Annotated in this window: 14 protein-coding genes and 1 tRNA gene; 5 read left to right on the plus strand and 10 right to left on the minus strand. The window is 72.8% G+C overall.

What is annotated here, in order from left to right; all coding sequences use genetic code 11:
• Nucleotides 1-39: 39 nt before the first annotated feature.
• Complete coding sequence (locus ABEA77_RS09355) at nucleotides 40-1,038, minus strand: acyl-CoA desaturase (protein ID WP_345643814.1); 999 nt, start codon at nucleotides 1,036-1,038, stop codon at nucleotides 40-42.
• Nucleotides 1,039-1,296: 258 nt separating this feature from the next.
• Here ABEA77_RS09355 and ppc point away from each other — a divergent pair, with 258 nt between their 5' ends.
• On the plus strand, nucleotides 1,297-4,074 hold the full coding sequence (gene ppc, locus ABEA77_RS09360) for a phosphoenolpyruvate carboxylase (RefSeq protein WP_425588240.1): 2,778 nt from the start codon (nucleotides 1,297-1,299) through the stop codon (nucleotides 4,072-4,074).
• Nucleotides 4,075-4,286: 212 nt separating this feature from the next.
• Here the strand turns inward: ppc and ABEA77_RS09365 are convergent, their stop codons facing one another.
• The 7 genes from ABEA77_RS09365 to ABEA77_RS09395 all read right to left on the minus strand — a co-directional run bounded on the left by ABEA77_RS09365 (nucleotide 4,287) and on the right by ABEA77_RS09395 (nucleotide 9,973).
• Nucleotides 4,287-4,772, minus strand: a complete 486-nt coding sequence (locus ABEA77_RS09365; protein WP_345643816.1) for a hypothetical protein — start codon at nucleotides 4,770-4,772, stop codon at nucleotides 4,287-4,289.
• Nucleotides 4,773-4,864: 92 nt separating this feature from the next.
• A complete protein-coding gene (gene pth / locus ABEA77_RS09370) occupies nucleotides 4,865-5,461 on the minus strand; it encodes an aminoacyl-tRNA hydrolase (RefSeq protein WP_345643819.1) in 597 nt (198 codons plus the stop codon).
• Between the two features lie 118 nt (nucleotides 5,462-5,579).
• A complete protein-coding gene (locus ABEA77_RS09375; RefSeq protein ID WP_345643822.1) occupies nucleotides 5,580-6,173 on the minus strand; it encodes a 50S ribosomal protein L25/general stress protein Ctc in 594 nt (197 codons plus the stop codon).
• A 285-nt stretch (nucleotides 6,174-6,458) separates the two neighbouring features.
• Nucleotides 6,459-7,436: a ribose-phosphate diphosphokinase gene (locus ABEA77_RS09380; protein ID WP_345643825.1), complete on the minus strand. Its 978-nt coding sequence runs from the start codon at nucleotides 7,434-7,436 to the stop codon at nucleotides 6,459-6,461.
• Nucleotides 7,437-7,565: 129 nt separating this feature from the next.
• Complete coding sequence (gene glmU, locus ABEA77_RS09385; RefSeq protein ID WP_345643828.1) at nucleotides 7,566-9,014, minus strand: bifunctional UDP-N-acetylglucosamine diphosphorylase/glucosamine-1-phosphate N-acetyltransferase GlmU; 1,449 nt, start codon at nucleotides 9,012-9,014, stop codon at nucleotides 7,566-7,568.
• Nucleotides 9,015-9,128: 114 nt separating this feature from the next.
• Nucleotides 9,129-9,200, minus strand: a tRNA-Gln gene (locus ABEA77_RS09390).
• A gap of 29 nt (nucleotides 9,201-9,229) precedes the next feature.
• Complete coding sequence (locus tag ABEA77_RS09395) at nucleotides 9,230-9,973, minus strand: hypothetical protein (protein ID WP_345643831.1); 744 nt, start codon at nucleotides 9,971-9,973, stop codon at nucleotides 9,230-9,232.
• A 154-nt stretch (nucleotides 9,974-10,127) separates the two neighbouring features.
• On the opposite strand from ABEA77_RS09395, the gene ABEA77_RS09400 reads away from it, so the two are divergent.
• Both ABEA77_RS09400 and ABEA77_RS09405 read left to right on the plus strand, forming a co-directional pair.
• Nucleotides 10,128-11,534, plus strand: a complete 1,407-nt coding sequence (locus tag ABEA77_RS09400) for a sensor histidine kinase (protein ID WP_345643834.1) — start codon at nucleotides 10,128-10,130, stop codon at nucleotides 11,532-11,534.
• Between the two features lie 314 nt (nucleotides 11,535-11,848).
• Entirely contained in the window at nucleotides 11,849-12,982 is a 1,134-nt protein-coding gene (locus ABEA77_RS09405; protein ID WP_345643837.1) for an FAD-dependent oxidoreductase, read from the plus strand.
• 76 nt (nucleotides 12,983-13,058) lie between these two features.
• Here the strand turns inward: ABEA77_RS09405 and ABEA77_RS09410 are convergent, their stop codons facing one another.
• Together ABEA77_RS09410 and ABEA77_RS09415 are read right to left on the minus strand one after the other, a co-directional pair.
• A complete protein-coding gene (locus tag ABEA77_RS09410; protein WP_345643840.1) occupies nucleotides 13,059-13,553 on the minus strand; it encodes an SUKH-3 domain-containing protein in 495 nt (164 codons plus the stop codon).
• 237 nt (nucleotides 13,554-13,790) lie between these two features.
• Nucleotides 13,791-14,435 carry a YwqJ-related putative deaminase gene (locus ABEA77_RS09415; RefSeq protein ID WP_345643843.1) on the minus strand — a complete coding sequence of 215 codons (645 nt, stop codon included), beginning with the start codon at nucleotides 14,433-14,435 and terminating at the stop codon, nucleotides 13,791-13,793.
• A 328-nt stretch (nucleotides 14,436-14,763) separates the two neighbouring features.
• Between ABEA77_RS09415 and ABEA77_RS09420 the strand changes: the two genes are divergently transcribed.
• Both ABEA77_RS09420 and ABEA77_RS09425 read left to right on the plus strand, forming a co-directional pair.
• A complete protein-coding gene (locus ABEA77_RS09420; RefSeq protein ID WP_345643846.1) occupies nucleotides 14,764-15,741 on the plus strand; it encodes an SMI1/KNR4 family protein in 978 nt (325 codons plus the stop codon).
• A gap of 7 nt (nucleotides 15,742-15,748) precedes the next feature.
• Nucleotides 15,749-18,223 (plus strand): SUKH-4 family immunity protein, encoded by a 2,475-nt coding sequence (locus ABEA77_RS09425; protein WP_345643849.1) that lies wholly within the window; start codon nucleotides 15,749-15,751, stop codon nucleotides 18,221-18,223.
• The last annotated feature ends 207 nt before the right edge of the window (nucleotides 18,224-18,430 follow it).

The raw sequence follows: 18,430 nt of genomic DNA on the forward strand, positions 1-18,430 counted from the left end.
GCCGACCGGGCGTCGAGGCGCCCACCCCCCGGCGCCGACTCAGGCCGCGTTCGTCGGCGTGGCCGCCGCCCGCTTCGAGTCCAGCCGCGCCGCGCTCGGCCAGCGCACGTCGTGCGCCCAGCCGAACCGCTCGAACCAGCGGATCAGCCGCGCGCTCGAATCCAGCTGCCCGCGCAGCACCCCGTGCCGCGCGCACGTCGGGTCCGCGTGGTGCAGGTTGTGCCAGGACTCACCGCACGAGAGCACCGCGAGCCACCACACGTTCCCACTGCGGTCACGCGACGTGAACGGGCGCTTGCCCACGGCGTGGCAGATCGAGTTGATCGACCACGTGACGTGGTGCAGCAGCGCCACCCGGACCAGCGACCCCCAGAAGAACGCCGTGAACGCGCCCGTCCACGACCAGGTGGCGAGGCCGCCCACCAGCGGCGGCACCAGCAGCGACACCACCGTCCACAGCGCGAACTGCTTCGACACCGCGCGGACGGCCGAGTCCTTGAGCAGATCGGGCGCGTACTTCTGCTGCGGGGTCTGCTCCTCGTCGAACAGCCAGCCGATGTGTGCCCACCACAGGCCCTTCATCAGCGCGGGCAGCGTCTCGCCGAAGCGCCACGGCGAGTGCGGGTCGCCCTCCGCGTCGGAGAACCTGTGGTGCTTGCGGTGGTCGGCCACCCACCGCACCAGCGGCCCCTCGACCGCCATCGAGCCCATCACCGCGAGCACGATCCGCAGCGGCCGCTTCGCCTTGAAGGCGCCGTGCGTGAAATAGCGGTGGAAACCGATCGTGATGCCGTGGCACCCGATGTAGTACATGACGACCATCAGGCCGAGGTCGAGCCAGCTGATGCCGCCCCACCGCCAGGCCAGCGGAACCGCGGCGACGAGCGCCACGAACGGCACGAAGATGAAGAGGAGCAGTGCGATCTGCTCGATGGAGCGCTTCTGTTCGCCGCCGAGCGTCGCGGCGGGGAGTGGGGCGCCGTCGGACGGCGCGGGTCGGGGGGACGCGTCTTCGATCACGTCGGGGCTTGTGGTCATGGGGGATCCCCTGTGGTGAGGAATGCGGCAGTTGCCCGGATACGGCTCCGTAACCTACGGCATCGTAAGTATCGCAGCGCCCCCTGTCGCGACAAGAGGCCTGTGGATAACGTCGGACGAAGGGCACCTATCCTTGACCCCGTCGGACAGCGTGGTCCGCACGACCGGCTGCCCAGCGACGACCGGCAGGCGGTCGGAAGTCTCCGGAAGCGTCCAGAACACTCCAGACGTGCTCAAACACTGCAAGGAGCCGCACCTGTGAGCAGTGCCGACCAGACCACGAGCCAGCCGGCCCAGGCCACGGACGCCCCCGCCGGCTCCGCCGGCGCGGCCGCGAGCGCGGAACTGCGCGCCGACATCCGCCGCCTCGGCGACCTGCTGGGCGAGACGCTCGTACGGCAGGAAGGGCGGGACCTCCTCGACCTCGTCGAGCGAGTCCGCCACCTGACCCGCGAGGACGGCGAGGCCGCCGCCGCCCTCCTCGGCGAGACCGACCTCAACACCGCGGCGAAGCTGGTCCGCGCGTTCTCCACCTACTTCCACCTGGCGAACGTCTCGGAACAGGTCCACCGCGGCCGCGAGCTGCGCGAGCGCCGCGCCGCCGAGGGCGGGCTCCTCGCCCGCACCGCCGACCGGCTCAAGGACGCCGACCCCGACCACCTGCGCGCGACCGTACGCAACCTCAACGTCCGGCCCGTCTTCACCGCGCACCCCACCGAGGCCGCCCGCCGCTCCGTCCTCAACAAGCTCCGCCGCATCGCGGAACTCCTCGAAACCCCGGTCAACCCCTCCGACCGGCGCCGCCACGACCTCAGGCTCGCCGAGTCCATCGACCTGATCTGGCAGACCGACGAACTCCGCGTCGTACGGCCCGAGCCCGCCGACGAGGCCCGCAACGCCATCTACTACCTCGACGAACTCCACGCCAACGCCGTCGGCGACGTCCTCGAAGACCTCACCGCCGAACTGGAGCGTGTCGGCGTCGAACTGCCCCCCGGCACCCGCCCCCTCACCTTCGGCACCTGGATCGGCGGCGACCGCGACGGCAACCCCAACGTCACCCCCGACGTCACCCGCGAAGTCCTCATCCTCCAGCACGAACACGGCATCACCGACGCGCTGGAAATGATCGACACCCTGCGGGGGCAGCTCTCCAACTCCATCCGCTACACCGGCGCCACCGAGGAACTCCTCGACTCCCTCGCCACCGACCTCCAGCGCCTCCCGGAGATCAGCCCCCGCTACAAGCGGCTCAACGCCGAGGAGCCCTACCGGCTCAAGGCCACCTGCATCCGCCAGAAGCTCGTCAACACCCGCGAGCGCCTCGCCCGCAACATCCCGCACGAGCCGGGCCGCGACTACCTCGGCACCGCCGAACTCCTCACGGACCTCACGCTCATCCAGACCTCCCTGCGCGAGTACCGCGGCGGCCTCTTCGCCGACGGCCGCCTCGACCGCACCATCCGCACCCTGGCCGCGTTCGGCCTCCAGCTCGCCACCATGGACGTGCGCGAGCACGCCGACGCCCACCACCACGCGCTCGGCCAGCTGTTCGACCGGCTCGGCGAGGAGTCCTGGCGCTACGCCGACATGCCCCGCGAGAACCGGCAGAAGCTCCTCGCCAAGGAGCTGCGCTCCCGCCGCCCCCTCGCACCCCGCCCCGCCCCCCTCGACGAGGCGGGCGCCAAGACCCTCGGCGTCTTCCAGACCGTCAAGCAGGCCTTCGAACGCTTCGGGCCCGAAGTCATCGAGTCCTACATCATCTCCATGTGCCAGGGCGCGGACGACGTGTTCGCCGCCGCGATCCTCGCCCGCGAGGCCGGCCTCCTCGACCTCCACGGCGGCTGGGCCAAGATCGGCATCGTGCCGCTCCTCGAAACCACCGACGAGCTGCGCGCCGCCGACGTCATCCTCGACGACATGCTCTCCGACCCCTCCTACCGCCGCCTCGTCTCCCTGCGCGGCGAGGTCCAGGAGGTCATGCTCGGGTACTCCGACTCGTCCAAGTTCGGCGGCATCACCACCTCCCAGTGGGAGATCCACCGCGCCCAGCGCCGGCTGCGCGACGTCGCCCACCGGCACGGCGTACGGCTCCGCCTCTTCCACGGCCGCGGCGGCACCGTCGGCCGCGGCGGCGGCCCCTCCCACGACGCCATCCTCTCCCAGCCCTGGGGCACCCTGGAGGGCGAGATCAAGGTGACCGAGCAGGGCGAGGTCATCTCCGACAAGTACCTCATCCCCTCGCTCGCCCGCGAGAACATCGAACTGACCGTCGCCGCCACCCTCCAGGCGTCCGCCCTGCACACGGCGCCCCGCCAGTCCAGTGAGGCACTCGCCCGCTGGGACGCGGCCATGGACACCGTCTCCGACGCCGCGCACGCCGCCTACCGCAGGCTCGTCGAGGACCCCGACCTGCCCGCGTACTTCTTCGCCTCCACCCCCGTCGACCAGCTCGCCGACCTCCACCTCGGCTCCCGGCCCTCCCGCCGCCCCGACTCCGGCGCGGGACTCGACGGACTGCGCGCCATCCCCTGGGTCTTCGGCTGGACCCAGTCACGCCAGATCGTCCCCGGCTGGTTCGGCGTCGGCTCCGGCCTCAAGGCGCTGCGCGAGGCCGGACTCGACTCGGTCCTCGACGAGATGCACGAACACTGGCACTTCTTCCGCAACTTCATCTCCAACGTCGAGATGACCCTCGCCAAGACGGACCTGCGGATCGCCCGCCACTACGTCGACACCCTCGTGCCCGACAACCTCAGGCACGTCTTCGCGGACATCGAGGCCGAACACGCCCTCACCGTCCAGGAGGTCCTGCGCATCACCGGCGGCGAGAAGCTCCTCGACTCCAACCCCGCGCTCCAGCAGACGTTCGCCATCCGCGACGCCTACCTGGACCCGATCTCCTACCTCCAGGTCGCCCTCCTCGCCCGCCAGCGCAAGGCGGCCGAGGCCGAGGAGGCCCCCGACCCGCTGCTCGCCAGGGCCCTGCTCCTGACCGTCAACGGCGTCGCCGCCGGCCTGCGCAACACCGGCTGACACGCCACGCCCCACCACCGCACACGGTACGGCCGCACGGAACCCCTCCGCGCGGCCGTACGGCATTCCCGGGCCAGGCCCGCAGCCCCCGGGTGCCCGGCTCGCCCCCCCGGCCCGGCCCGCGGTCTTCCGGCGCCGGTCCGCCGCGTCCCGGCCGCCCGCCCGCGGTTTCCGGCGCCCGCCCCGCGGTCTTCCGGCCGCCCGGACCGTGACTACAGCAGCAGGAACGTCGCGAACAGCTGCGCGGCCCCCAGCGCCGCGACCACGAGACCCAGCCGCCCGCGGCGCATCCCGCCCGCGATCACCAGACCCGCGAGCAGCAGCCCGCCGCCCAGCGGCACCCACGCGTGCAGAGAGCCCGCCGCGCCGGCCCGCACCACCTCGTGCGTCCCCGGCTTCACCACCGCCGGGAACCGTTCGCCCTTGCGCACCGCCACCGACGCCCTGACCGTCATGTCCGACCGCGGCCCCTCGGGCCCCTCCGGGTCGAACGACCCCGCGCACGTCGCGTCCCCGCACGCCGTCACCGCGAACTCCCCGTGCACCCGCCCCTTCCCCAGCAGCACCTGCTGCGCGTCACCCCACGACGCGTATCCACCGCCCACCAGCAGCAGCAGCGCGACCAGCGCCATCAGCACCGACCTGCCGGCCGAGAGGGCGGAACGCGAACCGGAGGCGCGGGAAGACTCTGCGGGCATGGCCGGATCCTTGGCCATGGCACAGCTCTCCGTCAAACCGCCATCGCGCCACCGCCCGCCGCGCGGCCCGCGGGCCACCGCTCCCGCGCCCCCTACGAGTTGTACGCCCCCTGCGCCCGCTCAAGCCCCTCCGTCACCAGCGCCTCCACCGCGTCCGCCGCACGGTCCACGAGGTAGTCCAGCTCCTTGCGCTCCACCGACGAGAAGTCCCTCAGCACGAAGTCCGCCACCTGCATCCGCCCCGGCGGCCGCCCGATACCGAACCGCACCCGGTGGTAGTCGGGGCCCATCGCCTTCGTCATCGACTTCAGCCCGTTGTGGCCGTTGTCCCCGCCCCCCAGCTTCAGCCGCAACGTCCCGAAATCGATGTCCAACTCGTCGTGCACCGCCACGACATGCGCCGTGTCCACCTTGTAGAAGTCCCGCAGCGCCACCACGGGCCCACCCGACAGGTTCATGAACGACATCGGCTTTGCCAGCACCACCCGCCGGCTCCCAGGGCCCATCGGTCCAAGACGCCCCTCCACCACCTGCGCCTGAGCCTTCCCCGCCCGCTTGAACGAACCGCCCATCCGGGCCGCGAGCAGGTCCGCCACCATGAACCCCACGTTGTGGCGGTTGGCCGCGTACCCAGGGCCCGGATTCCCGAGCCCCACCACCAGCCAGGGTGCGGAACCATCCGTCGTCATCGTCTACAACCCTCGCAACTCGCCGTACGGAACGTACGGACAGTGAACCAGCACCCGCCACGACACAGCGAAGGGGCGGGCGGACCACCGGGTCCACCCGCCCCGCACCGTACGGAACTCAGGCCTCCGCGGACTCCTCGGCGCCCTCCGCGCCCTCCTCGGACGGCTCCTCCGCCTGCGCCGCCAGCACCTGGAGGACCACCGCCTCCTCGTCCGTCACCAGCGTCGTGCCGGACGGCAGCGTGATGTCCTTCGCCAGCACCGAGTCCCCGGACGCGAGGCCCTCGACGGACACCGTCACCGACTCGGGGATGTGCGTCGCCTCGGTCTCCACCGACAGCGTGTTCAGCACGTGCTCCAGCAGGTTCTGGCCCGGCGCGAGCTCGCCCTCGGTCAGGATGTTGATCTCGACGGTGACCTTCTCGCCGCGCGTGACCGCCAGCAGGTCCACGTGCTCGATGAAACCCTTCAGCGGGTCGCGCTGCACGGCCTTCGGGATCACCAGCTCGTTGCGGCCGTCGATGTCCAGGCTCAGCAGGACGTTCGCCGTCTTCAGCGCCATCATCAGGTCGTGGCCCGGCAGGGTCACGTGGACCGGGTCGGCACCGTGCCCGTAGATCACACCGGGCACCTTGCCGACGCGGCGGATACGGCGGGCAGCGCCCTTGCCGAACTCGGTACGGGTCTCGGAAGCGATCTTCAGCTCGGCCATGACGGCGGCTCCTCGTAATCGGTGACGGATGGATGTCGTCGGCGTCACCCGGCCACGAACGGGCCTGCTACAAGGAGCGCGCGTCGATAACGGACCGCCGTACGCGTACGTACGGCCTCCCTCGCCGAGCGACTTCACGAGTCTACCCGGCCAGGGAGGCCGCCCAGAAATCGATCACCGGGCCCCGGCGCCCGGGACCCGCCGTGCAGAAGCGTTACGCCCCCGACAGCGGCCCCACGCACGCCGACGCGCCCCGGCCGGCAGCCCGCAGGCCCCGTCCAGCCCTCAGGCCTCGTCGTCGAAGAGGCTCGTCACCGAACCGTCCTCGAACACCTCACGCACCGCACGCGCGATCGTCGGCGCGATCGACAACACCGTGATCTTGTCCAGATCCAGCGAAGCCGCCGTCGGCAGCGTGTTCGTCAGCACGAACTCGCTCACCCTCGAATTCTTCAAGCGATCAGCCGCAGGACCCGACAGCACACCGTGCGTCGCCGTCACGATCACATCCGCCGCACCGTGCGCGAACAACGCGTCCGCCGCCGCACAGATCGTCCCCGCCGTGTCGATCATGTCGTCGACCAGGACACACACCCGGCCCTCCACATCACCGACCACCTCGTGCACCGTCACCTGATTCGCGACATCCTTGTCACGCCTCTTGTGCACGATCGCCAACGGCGCACCCAGCCGGTCACACCACCGGTCCGCCACCCGCACCCGACCCGCGTCCGGCGACACCACCGTCAGCTTCGACCGGTCCACCTTCTCGCCCACGTAGTCCGCGAGCACCGGCAGCGCGAACAAGTGATCCACGGGACCGTCGAAGAACCCCTGGATCTGATCCGTGTGCAGATCCACCGTGAGGATCCGGTGCGCACCCGCCGTCTTCAGCAGATCCGCGATCAGCCGCGCCGAAATCGGCTCACGCCCGCGGTGCTTCTTGTCCTGCCGCGCATACCCGTAGAACGGCATGATCACCGTGATGGAACGAGCCGAGGCCCGCTTCAACGCATCGATCATGATCAGCGTTTCCATGATCCACTTATTGATCGGAGCCGTATGGCTCTGGATCAGGAAACAGTCCGCCCCACGCGCCGACTCCTGGTAGCGCACATAGATCTCGCCGTTCGCGAAATCGAACGCCTTCGTGGGGACGATCCCGACACCCAACTGGTGCGCGACCTCCTCGGCCAGCTCGGGGTGGGCGCGGCCGGTAAAGAACATCAGCTTCTTCTCGCCGGTCGTCTTGATCCCGGTCACAGCACAGACTCCTCAGACGTGTCGGATGCTGCTGGACCCGACGTACCGGGACCGGTACCTGCGAGCCAGCCGAATCGTGCAGATATACCGTACGCGAGAGCGAGCGGCCGGGTACTGGCCAGCCCCGCTTCAGCCGCCGTTCGCCGACCCGTCGCCCGCCGCCTCCGCCGCCCGCGCCGCCGCGGAACCCGGCCGCTTCCGCGCCACCCACCCCTCGATATTCCGCTGCTGGCCCCGCGCCACGGCCAGCGAACCCGCCGGCACATCCTTCGTGATCACCGAACCCGCCGCCGTGTAGACACCGTCCCCCACCGTGACCGGCGCCACAAACATATTGTCCGACCCCGTCCGGCAGTGCGACCCGATCGTCGTGTGGTACTTCCGCACCCCGTCATAGTTCACAAACACACTCGCCGCCCCGATGTTCGTGAAATCGCCGATCGTCGCGTCCCCCACATACGACAGATGCGGAACCTTCGTACCCTCACCCACCGACGCGTTCTTCATCTCCACATACGTACCCGCCTTCGCACGCACCCCCAACCGCGTACCCGGCCGCAAATACGCGAACGGACCCACCTGCGCCTCGTCCCCCACCACCGCGCCGTCCGCCACCGTGTTGTCCACCCGCGCGTCCACACCCACCACCGTGTCGTGCAACCGCGAATTCGGACCCACCTCCGCACCGTCCGCCAGCCGCGTCGCACCCGACAACTGCGTATTCGGATGCACCACCACATCCACCCCGAACTCCACGTCCACACCCACCTGCACCGACGCCGGATCCACCACCGTCACCCCCGCCAGCATCGCCCGCTCAAGCAGCCGCCGGTTCAACAGCCCCCGCGCCTCCGCCAACTGCACCCGATTGTTGATCCCCACGATCTCCCGGAAGTCCCCCGCCACCGAAGCGCCCACCCGGTGCCCCGCCTCCCGCAGGATCCCGAGCACATCCGTCAGATACTCCTCACCCTGGCTGTTGTCCGTCCGCACCTTCCCCAGCGCGTCACCCAACAGCTTCCCGTCGAATGCGAACACCCCCGAGTTGATCTCCCGGATCGCCCGCTGACCCTCACTCGCGTCCTTGTGCTCCACGATCGCCGTCACCGCGCCGCTCGCCGCGTCCCGCACGATCCGGCCGTACCCCGACGCGTCCGGCACCTCGGCCGTCAGTACCGTGACCGCGTTCCCCTCCGCCTCGTGCCCCGCCACCAGCGCGCCCAGCGTCTCCGCCGTCAGCAGCGGCGTGTCGCCTGCGAGCACCACCACCGTCCCGTCCGGCACGGAACCCAGCTCGGCGAGCGCCGTACGCACCGCGTGCCCCGTGCCGTTCTGCTCCGCCTGGAACGCCGTACGCACCCCGCCGTACGCGCCCGCCAGGTGCTCCTCCACCTGCTCGCGCGCATGTCCCACGACCACGACCAGCTCCCGCGGCTCCAGCGCGCGCGAGGCCGCCACCACATGCCCCACGAGCGACCGCCCGCAGACCTCGTGCAGGACCTTCGGCGTCCTCGACTTCATACGTGTGCCTTCCCCCGCGGCGAGGACGACGACGGCGGCCGGGCGATTGGCGCTCACGGTGCACCTTTCGACTGTTCAGATGGTGGGACGTGGGCAGCTTAGCGGGCGCACCCGCCCCGCAAACGGCCTCGGGCCCCGACCGCGCCAGCGGTCGGGGCCCGTAGGTGGAGGCTCCCCTGCCAGGACTCGAACCTGGAACAAGTTATCCAAAGTAACCCGTGTTGCCTATTACACCACAGGGGATGGTTCAAGCCGCAAAAACGGACATCTGGTCAGCCCGTCTCGGCGGCGTCCCTAACTATGCCGCACCACCAGCCTTCGATGCGACGGTATAGGTCCGCGCTCTGCTGCACGGCGATGATCAGGCACCCTCGACAGGCTTCCCCCCGAGTTCTTCCGGAGTGTCCTCGGGTTGTGCTTCTTGAGCGTGGCTCGTTCAGCGTGGCTCGCTGAAACTGTGACCGGTCCATGCGCGTGAGCTCGGCCCAGTAGCACTCGGCGCCCGGTACGTCCGCCGTCTCGTGCATGGGGAGGCGGAACCTGAGCAGGTCCCGCTCGATGCCCAACAGGTCCAGCCAGGCGAGGTGGACGGTGATGACGCCGGGGTCGCTGTTGATGAAGACGGCTCGTTCCCGACGGGCGTAGGCCGTGTCCTTGGACCCCTCGGCCCAGTAAAGCGCCACGCCTGCCATGAAGAGCTCCCGGTCGGTCATCGTGCCGATCTCCGCCAGCGCGGCTTCCCTGGTGCGCTGCCGCTTCTCGTCGCGGATCGGGAGCTCGCGGTCCCAGCGTTTGCGGGCGGTGAGCAGGCCCTGCTCCCCGGGGTCGCGCCGCGGTGGCCGCGGCAGGTCGCGGACCCAGAGGGAGATGGAGCTCTTGGAGCAGCCGAGCCGCTGCTGGATCCGGTCGTAGGTGAGGCCCTGGCTGTGCAGTGCGCGGGCCTGTTCGCGGAGGTCGTCTCTGGCGCGGGCGCGTAAGGGGTTGTCGCTGAAGCTTGTGCTGTTCGGGGTGGTCATGTCGGGATCTTCTGCCGGACTCCAGGCCTCCGGTGGCGAGCGCCGATCAGTTCGGCAGTTCGAGCGGATGTGCACGTGTTGATCGAGTGTGTGCCCGAGTGGCATACCGGTCGGTCACCGGAAAAGGGGATGCGCCCGCCTTTAGGGTGGACACATGACCACGACGGGGGCGTATCAGGAGACCGCGGGAGTGACCACCCGCGGTTACTGGTGGTGGGGGCGGCGGCGCGGCGTCGTCCTCGATGTGGGGCTGGCGCTGGTGTCGGCTCTGGAGTGTGCGGCGGAGGGCGGCAGGTTCGCGGGGGACGTGTCGCTGCCGGGGGCGCTGGGGGTGGTGCTGGGCTTCCTTGTGGGGGCCGTGGTGCTGGTGCGGCGCCGGTGGCCGTACGCGGTGGTGCTGGTCTCGGTGGCGGTGACGCCGGCCGAGATGGGGTTCGTGCTGGGTCTGCTCGGGCTGTACGCGCTGGCGTCCTCCGAGGCGCCGCGGCGGATCATCGCGGCGCTTTCCGGGATGTCGTTCGCTGCGACGTTCATCGTGACGTTTCTGCGGACGCGGCACGAGATGGGGAGTCCGGGGTTCGACTCCGAGCCGTGGTATGTGCCGGTGCTGACGGTGCTGATCTCGGTGGGGTTCACGGCGCCGCCGGTGCTGCTGGGGCTGTATGTGGGGGCGCGGCGCCGGCTGATGGAGAGCTTGCGGGAGCGTGCGGACAGCCTTGAGCAGGAGTTGTCGCTGCTGGCCGACCGTGCGGAGCAGCGTGCCGAGTGGGCGCGTACGGAGGAGCGGACGCGGATCGCGCGGGAGATGCACGACGTGGTGGCGCACCGGGTGAGTCTGATGGTGGTGCATGCGGCGGCGCTGCAGGCGGTGGCGTTGAAGGATCCGCCGAAGGCGGTGAAGAACGCGGCGCTGGTGGGGGACATGGGGCGGCAGGCGTTGACGGAGCTGCGGGAGATGCTGGGGGTTCTGCGTACGGGGGAGGCGGCGGCCGCGCGGGAGGCGGCGGGGGTGTCGGCGTGCGGGCCGGAGCGGGGTCCTGTGGCGGAGACTGCCGGCTCTGGCGGCGGGTCCGGGGCGGGGGTGCCGCTGGCGGCGGTGGGTGTGGCGGCTGCGGCGGCTGCGGCAGCGGCGGCGGGGGACGGGCCGTGTCTCGGGGACATCGGGCCGTTGGTGGGGCAGTCGCGGGACGCGGGCATGGCGGTGGAGCTCGTGGTGCAGGGGGAGGCGCGGTCGTATGCGCCGGAGGTGGAGCAGACGGCGTACCGGGTGGTGCAGGAGGCGCTGACGAACGCGCACAAGCACGCGGCGGGTGCGGAGGTGGTGGTGCGGGTCGCGTACCGGGGTGTGGAGGTGGCGGTGCAGGTGGAGAACGGCCCTTCGGCCGCGGATGCGGTGGGCGCGGGGCTGCCGTCCGGTGGCAATGGCCTGGTGGGGATGCGGGAGCGGGTGAGGGCGCTGGGTGGGGCGTTCGTGTCGGGGGAGACGGACGCGGGCGGTTTCCGGGTGTCGGCGGTGCTGCCGGACACGGCGGGTGCGGAGGCGGAGGCCCGGTCGGCTTAGCCCTGGGGGCCGGGGGCTGGGGGCTGGGGGCTGGGGGCCCGGGGTTCTTTGGGCCGGGGGCTGAGGGCCCGGGGGCGTGCGGCCCGTCGCCTGCGGGGGTGCGGGCCGCGGGCCGAGGTGCGCGGGCACGGTCGGCGTGGGCCGGTGGCCTGGGTGTTCTGGGGTGTCGGGTGCGCGGGGTGTAGGCGGCTTGTCGGGCGGTGTCGGCCGGGTGTCGGCGGGGCTTGGGAGCGTTGCCGTAGCGGCCGCCGGGGACGACAGTGCGGTCGCGGCAATCCGTACCACCCAGGCAATCGAGAGAGCGAGGAGTCGTCATGGACACTCCGGTCACGGTCATCGGCGCGGGTCTCGGCGGGCTGACGCTGGCCCGGGTTCTGCAGGTCAGGGGGGTGCCGGTCGTGGTGTACGAGGCTGAGTCCTCGCCGACCGCGCGTGCCCAGGGAGGGATGCTCGACATCCACGACGACAACGGGCAGGTGGCCCTGGCCGCGGCGGGCCTGCTGGACGAGTTCCGCGGCATCGTCGTGCCGGGCGGTGAGACGGTGCGGCTGGTCGGGCAGGACGGGGTGGTGCTGCACGAGATGGCGGGCGAGGCGGTGAGCGGGCGGCCCGAGGTGCAGCGCGGTGAGCTGCGGCGGCTGCTGCTCGACTCGCTGGCGGAGGGGACCGTCCGGTGGGGGTGCCGGGTGGCGGGCGCAACGCCGCTGGGCGGTGGGCGGCACGAGGTGCGGTTCGCGGACGGGCGCTCTGTGGTGGCGGATGTGCTGGTGGGCGCGGACGGCGCGTGGTCGCGGGTGCGGCCGTTGGTCTCGGACGCGGTGCCCGGGTATGTGGGGACGACGTTCGTGGAGACGTATCTCTTCGATGCGGACACCCGGCACCCGGCCTCCGCGAGGGTGGTGGGGGGCGGGTCGATGGTCGCGCCGTCGCCGGGCAAGGAGATCTTCGCCCACCGGGAGAAGGGCGGCACCCTGCACGCGTACGCGGCGCTGTCCAGGCCGCAGGAGTGGTTCGCGGCGATCGACTTCTCCGACGCCGCGGCGTCGACCGCGCGGGTCGCGCGGGAGTTCGCGGGGTGGGCGCCCGAGCTGCTCGCGCTGATCACGGACGGCGACGTGCCGCCGGTGCTGCGTCCGCACCACGCCCTGCCCGCGGGGCTTCGCTGGGGCCGGGTGCCCGGCGTGACGCTGGTCGGGGACGCGGCGCACCTCGCGGCGCCGAACGGCGAGGGCGCGAATCTGGCGATGCTGGACGGCGCGGAGCTCGCCGGGGTGCTCGCGGACCATCCGGAGGATGTGGAGGGCGCGCTGGGCGCGTTCGAGCGCGCGATGTTCGAGCGCTGCGAGGAGGCGGTCACCTTCGCGGGCGCCGAGATGGTCCAGGACATCGACTCGGAGGACAACACGCCGCAGGCCATGCTGGAGCTGCTCACGCAGCAGACGGGCTGAGCCGGGTACGGGGAACCGGGAGTCCGGGGTCCGGCGCCCCGCCGTGGGCCGGGCCCTGGCCCGCTCGGTGCCGGTGTCAGCCGGTCGCGGGGGTGAGGCGTACGGGTTCGAGGCCGGTGATGAGGGTGCCGAGCGCGGTGTCGATGTCGGGGCCGAGGTACCAGTCGCCGGTGTGGTCGACGCTGTAGACGCGGCCCTCGCGGTCGATGGCGAGCACGGCCTGCCTGTCGCCTTCCTCGCCGAGCGGGCTGATCTCGGTGTCGAGGGAGCGGCCCAGGTCGGAGAGGGTGCGGGCGAGGTGAAGGGCGGCGAGGGGGTCGACGCGGAGCGCGGTGGGGGCGATCTGGCGGCCGGGTCCGAGCGGGGCGATGCGGAGGTTGCCGAACTCTGCCCAGGCTTCGACGGCGGCGGGGAAGACGCGGTGGCGGTGGCCGGCGGGGGTGATGTAGGCGCTGACGGTGTCGGCCCATTCCTCGGCCTGCTTGATGTCCCAGCGGCCCGGCTGCCATCCGGCTTCACGGAGCGCGGCGTCGACGGGGACGGGGAAGCGGGTGGTGGAGAGGTCGGGCATGGGTGGGTCTGCCGTTCTGCGTCGGGACCGCCGGTCGTCGTCGTGCCGGCGGTGGGGTGGTTCGTGTCGCGGGGGCGGCGCGGGTCGCGAAGCGTGTGGGGGCCGGGACCGGGGCCGGGGTTCGGATGGGTGGGGTCCGCACGGTCGAGTGAGGGGCCGTACGGGCCGGGGTCCGTGCCGGGTCGGGGTCCGTACGGGCCGGGGTCTCCGTACGGCCGGGCGGGCGGCCTGGCGGGGTCAGCCGGTCGCGGCCTGTTCCGCGGGGTCGACGTGGCGGACGCCGAAGTGGGCGAGGAGGGGGGTGCAGGAGCGGCAGGGCGGGTGGTAGGTGCCGTGGAGGGGGTCGCCGTCCTCGCGGATGCGGCGGGCGGTGACCTTGGCGTGTTTGAGGGAGCGGCGTGCCTCGCCGGGGGTGAGGGGTTTCTTGCGGGCCCGTTTGGAGCGGTTGTCCTCGGCGGTGGCGAGGTGGCGGGAGAGGAGGATGGCCTCGGCGCAGCGTCCGGTGAAGCGCTCCCGCTGGGCGGTGGGGAGGGTGTCGAGGAAGTCCTGCACGAGGGGGTGGAGGGCGGGCGGCCGGTCGGCCTTGCCCGCGGTGCAGGTCAGGGTCTCGCCGCGGACGGAGAGCGCGGCGGCGACCGCGGGCAGGATGCCGTCGCGGCGGTGGCCCTGGCGGGGCGGGAGGTGGGGCTCCGTGGTGCGCCAGCCGAGGCGGGGGTCGCCCTGGGGGTGCGGCGCTGTCCCCGGGGCCGCGGCGGCCTGCGGTGCGGCGACCGCGGTTCCTTCAGTCTGCGGTGCGGTCCCTGGTGTCCTCGGGGTCCCGTTGGTCTGCGGGTCCTGGGTGCGGGGTGTTTCGTGCGGCTCTGTCGTTGGTGCGGTGCGCAATGTTCCGTGTCCCTCCCGTGCCCGCGGTGCGTCGTGTGCGGGCTCACGTCCCCCGGTTCGCGGGAAGCCGGTTCGCGGGGAACCGGTTCGCGGGAAACAGATTGCCAAATGAGGGCGGGAATCGGGTAGCGGGGGCGAACTTCGCGGCGTGCCGTCGTCGTACGGTCACGGAGTTGTGACGTTTGGTGAGTGTCGTGGAGGTGTGGTGACGATCCGGTGTCCACGGCCCGGTCGTGTGGGCGCGGAGTGGGCCGCCCGGCCAGGGCCGGGCGGCGGTGCCACCGCTTAGGCTGTGCGGAACAGCCAGCTTCAGCAGGGGGCAACCGCCATGACGACAGGTCGGCTCGGGCAACAAGCCGCGCCTCCGAACGCGGCGTACGCCGGGCAGGTCGTGCGTTTCCCGGACCCGGTGCGGGCCGCTCGCCACCCGGCGGGTGTGCGCGTGGACGGGGAGGGCTATCCGGATTTCACACCGTATGCGCGGGCGGCCGCGGAGGTCGCGGAGCCGCCCGAGGGGTTCGGCGTCGACGAGCTGCGGTTGACGGACTACGTGTCGGCGAACGCGGCGCTGAGCGCGGCGGGGCACGAGCTGTGGGACACGGTGGACGCGGTGGCGACGCCGCACGGCTGGACGTGGCACCACGAGGCCCGTACGCGCAGGCTGCTGCTCGTCCCGGTGGAGGTGAAGGCGCTGCTGCGGCACCACGGGGGCCTCGCGACGGCGCCGGTGGACCATGAGAAGCGGGGGACGCGGCCGCTCCAGGAGACGCGGCCCGTGCATGTGCGGCTGCCGAAGTCGGGGCACGCGGTGAGCGAGCAGCTGGTGGCGTCGGCCGAGGAGGAGCTCGGGTACCGCCTGCCGGGCGCGTACCGGGCGTTCCTGAAGGCGGCGGGCGGCTGCGCGCCCGTGGGGACGGCGCTGGACGCGGAGTTGGGGCTGCTGGTGGACCAGCCGTTCTTCACGGTGCGGGACGAGGCGGCCGTCAACGACCTGGTGTACGTGAACAAGTGTCTGCGCGACCACCTCACGAAGGACTATCTGGGGGTGGCGTTCGTGCAGGGCGGGCTGCTGGCGGTGAAGGTGCGCGGGGAGCGGGCCGGTTCGGTGTGGTTCTGCGCGTACGACGACGCGCGGGACCGGGACGGCTGGCCGGTGCAGGAGCGGGTGGAGCAGCTGCTCGTGCCGTGCGGTGAGGATTTCGACGCGTTCCTGCTGCGGCTCGCGGGCAATCCGCCGGAGCTGGGGACCGTGGCGAACCTGATGGTGGACGGCGGCTTCGCGCGCGCCGTCCCGGTGGAGGGGTGAGCGGCCGATGGTGACGTTCGCGCAGGCGCAGGAGCGCGCCGAGGAGTGGGTGAACGGCGATGTGCCGGCGTACCAGCACCGTGCGGTGCGGGTGCGGGAGTTCGACCTGGGGTTCGTGGCGTGGGCCGAGGACCGCGAGGGCGGGCCCGCCGTCGACGGCGGACGGCAGCGGCTGGTGATCGCGCGGGACAGCGGTGAGGTGACGCTGTGGCCGGGGCTGAGCGTCGGCGAGGTGATCCGCAGGTACGAGGAAGAGTACGGGGCGCTGGGCGCGGCGGAGCCGACCGATGCGCCGCCGCCCGAGCGCATCGACCTGAATCAGACGTCGTTCCTGCTGACGCCGCCCGAGTGGTTGCAGGACGCGGCGGACAAGCTGGGCATCCCGGACCAGCGCGCCGGGGCGCAGGGTGCCACGGGCACCGCCCGGGCGCCGTCCGCGCCGCCTGAGCCCGCGCCCGGGTCCGCGGGGGCGTGCGCCGGTTCGCCGGGCGGCGAGCCGGGGGACGGCCCGGCCGCGCCGCCGCAGGTGTCGGCGGAGCCGCCGCCCTCACCCCCGCCGGCCGAGCAGCCGCCCGCGCCGGGCGCCGCGTCGCCGTCGACCGTCGCCCCGGCGCAGGGGCGGGCCGCCCCGCCGCGGGGGCCGGGCGCGGCGCCGGAGGCCGCCGAGGAGTCGGGTGGCCGCCCTGCCGATACGGCTCCGCGTTCCGTGGCGGACCCGGCACCGGCGGCCGGTGGCGGGTCGGGTGCGGGTGGTTCGGGGGCCGCGCCCGCGCCCTGGGCGGGTGCGGACACGACCGCCGCGTCGGACAGCGGGTCCGTGCCGCTGCCCGCGACGGTGTTCGCGCCACCGCTGTCCGGCGCGGACGACGCGCCGGGGGTGCCCGCGGACGCGCCGACCGCGCTGATGGACGGGGGCAGCGGGCTGCCGCCGACCGCGGTCGGGCCGGCCGTGCCGCCTGCGCCCGGTGCGGCGCACGCCCCGCAGGGGCCGTCCGCGGCGCCCGGGGCCGACGCGTCGGCGGGGGACATCGTGGCGGGCGACATCGCGGCCGCGCCGACGAGCAAGGCCACGCCGCCGCCGCGGCGCGGGGGAGGGCCGGCGAGGCCGCCGCCGCCCGCGCCGCTCGGCGCGCCGGGTGCGGCGGGTGGCTATGTGCCGACGCAGCTGGTGTCGGCGCAGGGCGCCCCGCACACCTCCCAGCCGCCGGGCCCGCCGGGCCCGCCCGCGCCTCCTGGACCGCCTGGACCCCCGGCGCCTCCCGGACCTCCCGGGGCGCCGGGGATGCACCACGCGGCGACCGTGTTCGCCGACCCGCAGGCGGGCGGGCCGCCCCCGCCGCCTCCGCCCCCGCCGGGGATGCCGTCCGCGCCGGGGGCCGCGCCTGCACCCGGCCCCGGACCCGTGCCCGGAGCCGTCTCCATGCCCGGCCCCGTACCTGGAACCGGCCCCATGCCAGGCCCGCCACCGGCAGCGGCGCCGTACGGCTATCCGCAGGCGCCGCCCGGCGTGCCGGTGGTCGGGCCCGGCTACCAGGCGGTGCTGCGCTACCGCGCGCCTGACGGCTCCGAGGCGCAGCTGATCCGGCGCTCGGCGCCCGGCACCCCGCACCCGGAGTGGCAGATCCTGCACGAGCTGCGGGCCATGAACGTGCCGCCGCAGCAGGTGCTCGAACTCCACACGGAGCTGGAGTCGTGCGAACTGCCCGGCGGTTACTGCGCGCGGATGATCCGCGAGATGTGGCCGCAGGTGCGGATCACCAGCGTCGCCCCGTACGGGCAGGACCATGCGAGCCGTCGGCAGGGGATGCAGCATCTGCTCACGCACCAGGGCGAGTTGCACCAGGTCGCCGACGGCCCCGCGCGCCCGGCGCCGGTGCGGGCGCCGCTGCCGCAGGTGCCGCCTGCGCCGGCGGTGCCGCCGCAGGCGATCCAGCAGGAGATGCTGGGCGCGTTCGGGCCGCAGGGAGTCTGCCGCTACGACCAGCGTGCCGTCTCCCGGCAGGGCGTGCCCGAGGTGGTGGCGCAGACACTCGTGTGGGCGGGGCTGCCCGCCGACTTCGGGCCGTTCTTCTGGGCGCAGCCCGCGCAGCCGGTGATCCCGACGCTGGCCGAGGTGGCGGCGCAGCGGCAGGTCGCCGCCGCGTCCGACGCCTCCTCGTACCTCGTGGTGGGCACGGACTTCGGGCGGGCGCTGTGCGTGCAGTACGGCACGGCAAACATCATGGCGGTGCCGGTGGAAGCGGGTCCCGAAGGCGCCCCGGCCGCACCGCAGTTCGTCAACACGAGCCTGCCGCAGTTCGCCCGGTGCATGGCGATGCTCGGCCGCATGTGGCGGCTGCGCTTCGGCCTGACGCCCGAGCAGGCGGGCCGCTGGACGGTCGACTTCCAGGCCCAGCTGGCCTCCCTGGACCCGGCGGCGCTCGGATCCCCCGAGAGCTGGTGGTCGGTCCTCCTGGAACAAATGTGGGACGGCCTCCTCTGACCCACCGACCCCGCCCGGGGGCCACCTCGGGCGGGGCGCCGCAGACGCCCCATCACGGGGCCGCTGACTGCTGCCCGTTGAGAGACGGCCACGGCCCGCCCTACCGTGGAGCCGTACGGGCACGGCGTCCCGGAGAAGCGTCACGGCAGGGAAGCCCGTGATCGATCTGCCGGGCGCGAAGGGCGGTTCGGGTGGAGGGGGTGGCAA

This window comes from Streptomyces tremellae (assembly GCF_039540215.1).
Classification (GTDB): Bacteria; Actinomycetota; Actinomycetes; order Streptomycetales; family Streptomycetaceae; genus Streptomyces; species Streptomyces tremellae.